The 3,670-nt window shown below is 57.1% G+C and carries 2 protein-coding genes; one reads left to right on the forward strand and one right to left on the reverse strand.

What is annotated here, in order from left to right; translation table 11 throughout:
* Positions 1 to 66: 66 nt before the first annotated feature.
* Positions 67 to 789, reverse strand: coding sequence for a response regulator transcription factor (locus YA0848_RS17655; protein ID WP_034111079.1), 723 nt, complete (start codon positions 787 to 789; stop codon positions 67 to 69).
* 396 nt (positions 790 to 1,185) lie between these two features.
* Here YA0848_RS17655 and YA0848_RS17660 point away from each other — a divergent pair, with 396 nt between their 5' ends.
* On the forward strand, positions 1,186 to 3,465 hold the full coding sequence (locus YA0848_RS17660; RefSeq protein WP_169867665.1) for a CHASE2 domain-containing protein: 2,280 nt from the start codon (positions 1,186 to 1,188) through the stop codon (positions 3,463 to 3,465).
* Positions 3,466 to 3,670 lie beyond the last annotated feature (205 nt).

Consider the following 3,670-nt stretch of genomic DNA (forward strand, 5'->3'; position numbering starts at 1 on the left):
GCCGTCCCCTATGCCGATTGTTGGATGACCAGTTTTGCAAATGCTCCACGTGGAACATCGGCCTACTTAACCCGCCGAGCTGGTAGGAACACTTTCCAAGCGATAGCCATATCCATAAATGGTTAACAGCTGCCATCCCCTATCGGCAGTCAGTCCCAGCTTATTACGCAGTCGATAGATATGCGTATCTAGCGGCCGAGACGAGACCATTTCTTCGTGCGTCCAGAATCGCTCATAAAGGTATTCGCGAGACAGCGGACGCGCCAGATTGGCGAACAGGCAGCTGGCCAATCGGTACTCGCGCTCGGTGAGGTTGATCGGTTTTCCTGCGCGGGTGACTGTCAGTTCAGCATCGTCAAAAGTCAGGTCGTTGAAACTTTGCAGTTCATGGGTCGTGGATTTTTGCAGGCCATGCCGTCGAAGAACCGCGCTGACACGCGCCTTCAATTCATTCGGGCGAAACGGTTTGCTGACATAGTCATCGGCACCGCTGTTCAACGCCGTGACAATATCGCTTTCAGCGTCACGGCTGGTCAGCATAATGACCGCAGGGGGCGCATCCATGTGTTCGCGTGTCCAGCGCAGCAGTGCGATACCGGTGATGTCTGGCAACTGCCAGTCGAGTATCAGTAGATCAAAGGTTTCTCGACGTAACTGGCGTAGCAGGTCTTCACCCCGCTCGAAACAATGCAGGGTCCAAGGCTGTTCAGTGGTACCAGGGATCTGTCGCAGTGTCTGTTCCACCCGGCGCAATTCCGCGGGTTCGTCATCCAGTATTGCGACACGCATGGGTGGGTCCTTTCATTGAAGAGTACGGCAGCCGTCAGCCTGATCAAGGCACGTACTGCGCAGATGCCGGCCGTTGAATCTGAAGAATTGTGCTCAGAAACGGCGCTCCCTGGATCTCTCGGTAGGCTGAAGTCCATGAGCGGTTAACATGGAAATCCTCGCTACTCAGGTAGGGAAGATACCGACTCCCGATAGTAAGGAAAAGGATCAGCCGACGCATGAGCTGTCGTAGACTCCTGTCCGAGTTACCGCCAAATAATCCCATCGTGCTCAATTCGCCACGGGCAATGCCTTCATGAACTTCAAGCAGGAAACATCCTCCAGCGGGTCGAAAATGAGCTTCACTGGGGTCAAGGCGTGTGTGCCTATCCAGCCACTGCTTAGATACGGTGACCTATGATGCTTTGGGGCAAGGCTGAAAAACGCCAACCGACCCACGCCCAGCGGTTGTTTCATGGCCTGGTGCGCGAATGGGTGTGGATTGGCTTGCTGCTGCTGCCTATGACGGCCTACCTGTCGGTGAGTTCGGGGTTGGCGCTGAATAACTCCTTCTATGACACTTTTCGCCGCCTCACTCCTCTACCGGTGGATCCGCGCGTATTGCTGGTGACCATCGACGAACCGAGCCTCAAGAAACTGGGGCCGTGGCCATGGTCACGCAGCGTGCACGCCGATTTGATTGACCGCCTCAACGCTGCACAACCGGAAGGAGTTCTGTTGGATGTCATCTTCAGCGAACCTGAAGAACCTGCGAGCGACAAGCGCCTGTCTGACGCCTTATGTAACGCCGGCAATGTAGTGCTGCCGTTGGTTCGCGAAGGCTCTTCTCGCTACAGCCAGGCCGACGCGCAAATGTTGCCCCTGCTTAAATGTGCCAAAGGGCTGGGCCATATCAACGTAGAAGCCGACCCTGATGGCGTGGTGCGCAGTCTGTACCTACGTGAGGGACCTGCCGGTGCCACCGTCCCGCAGTTGGCCTGGTTGGCTTATGAAATGGGCAGGGAGCCGAACCCGATGCCGGGCACCCCGCAGGCGTCGATATCGCAACGTTGGCAGCGCGAGTATGGGGTTCGTGTCCCCGTTATTGCGTCTGATACCCGGTTTCCCAGCGTCTCTTATGTCAGCGTATTGCATGGTGAGGTACCACCTGAAATGCTGCATGGCCGCCTGATTTTGGTGGGGGCGATGGACTCAGGCCTGGGCGATTATTTTTTCAGCCCGCTCTCCTCCGCTGTCGGCGCCACGGCCGGGTTGGACATCCAGGCCAACGTTCTCAATGCCTTGCTCCAGGGACGCAGCATCGTGGATCTGCCAGGATGGCTGGCGGCGCTGCTAGCGACGAGTCTTGTGGCGGTGCTGCTGGGCCTGCTGCTTCATCGTCCCCGCTATGCCCTGTGGATGACCGTGGGCTGCATGCTCACGGCGTTGCTTATCGCTTTGGGGTTACTGCGGTTGGGTCACTGGTGGTCCCCCGCCGCGTGTTTGATCGGTTTGCTGCTCAGCTACCTGATCTGGAATTGGCGTCGCCTGAGTGTGATCCTGGCCTATTTCGGTTGGGAACTGGCGCGTCTGGATAACGAGCCCAAGGTGCTTCCCGAACGTCGCCGCGCACCCGCCAGCCGTGGTGATGTGTTGCAAGCACGCATTTTTGCCTTGGAACAGGCCGTCAGCCGCACGCGGGACACCCGCCGTTTTATGGCCGATGGGTTGGAATGCCTGCCGGTGGCCACGCTGATTACCGACCCCCGCGGCAATATTCTGTTGGCTAACCGCATTGCCCGTGAGGTGTTCGGTAATGACCTGGTCACCGAAAACCTGCTGGAGCAACTTGCCGATCTGGGCTATCCACCGCTGCACAATGGCGTGCGCCCCGCCCTGTCGGCGTTGGAATTGGTGGAGTTTCGCGACATCCATCAACGCAGCCTGCGCATGGAGCTTGCCCCGTTGCTACCGGCTGAAGGGGACATCGCCCTCGGCTGGCTGCTGAGCCTCACCGACCTGAGCAAAGAGCGCGAGGCCCAGCAGCATCGAGAAACCATGCTGCGGTTCCTGTCCCATGACCTGCGCGCGCCCCACTCGGCCATCCTCGCGTTACTGGATGTGCACAGCGGTGAGTCGCCGGTGTTTGCCCAGGTCGAACAACAAGTTCGACGTGCGCTGAGCCTCACGGAGTCATTTGTGCAGTTGGCGAAAGCTGAGGCCGACGGCTATCAATTCCAGCCGACTTTGTTCGCCATGTTGGTGATGGATGCCTTCGACCAAGTGGCAGTGATCGCCCAGCTCAAAGGCATACACCTGGTTCATGATCTGGATGAGACTGACGAAGGCATGGTGTCAGCCGACCAATCGCTGCTGACGCGTGCGTTGTTTAACGTGCTGGAGAATGCCGTCAAATACTCACCTTCCGGGACTACCGTCAGGTTGAGTCACGCCAGTGAGCAGGGCTGGTTGGAATGCCGGATCAGCGACCAGGGCCCAGGTATAGCACCAGAGGATTTGCCGGAGCTGTTCAGCCAGTACCGGCGCTTTGATTCTGCACAGGGCAGCGAAGGGCTGGGGTTGGGGCTGACGATGGTTAAAGCGGTGGTTGAGCGCCACAGAGGCCGGATCGACTGCGAAAGTACACTGGGCAAAGGCACCGCCTTCAGCCTACGTTTGCCCCTTTTGGATGAATGAGTAACGGCTTTTTCACAGGCACAAAAAAACCGGTCATCAGGACCGGTTTTTTTATAGCTGGAAAAACTTATGCACGGTTTTGGTGATTTTATTCTTTTTTTGAATATTCAATAAAATCAGCTAGTTATGTTGAAAAAAGAGCCATTTGCCAACAATCCGTGCACAGGTTATCCACAGAACTTCAAACGACGGGCGTGTCCACCAC

The organism is Pseudomonas sp. S4_EA_1b (assembly GCF_016307435.1).
GTDB classification, from domain to species: Bacteria; Pseudomonadota; Gammaproteobacteria; order Pseudomonadales; family Pseudomonadaceae; genus Aquipseudomonas; species Aquipseudomonas rhodesiae.

Excerpts from the sequence above, each read along its gene's own strand:
- YA0848_RS17655 (WP_034111079.1), bottom strand. The coding sequence starts at position 789 with ATGCGTGTCGCAATACTGGATGACGAACCCGCGGAATTGCGCCGGGTG.
- YA0848_RS17660 (WP_169867665.1), top strand. The coding sequence starts at position 1,186 with ATGATGCTTTGGGGCAAGGCTGAAAAACGCCAACCGACCCACGCCCAG.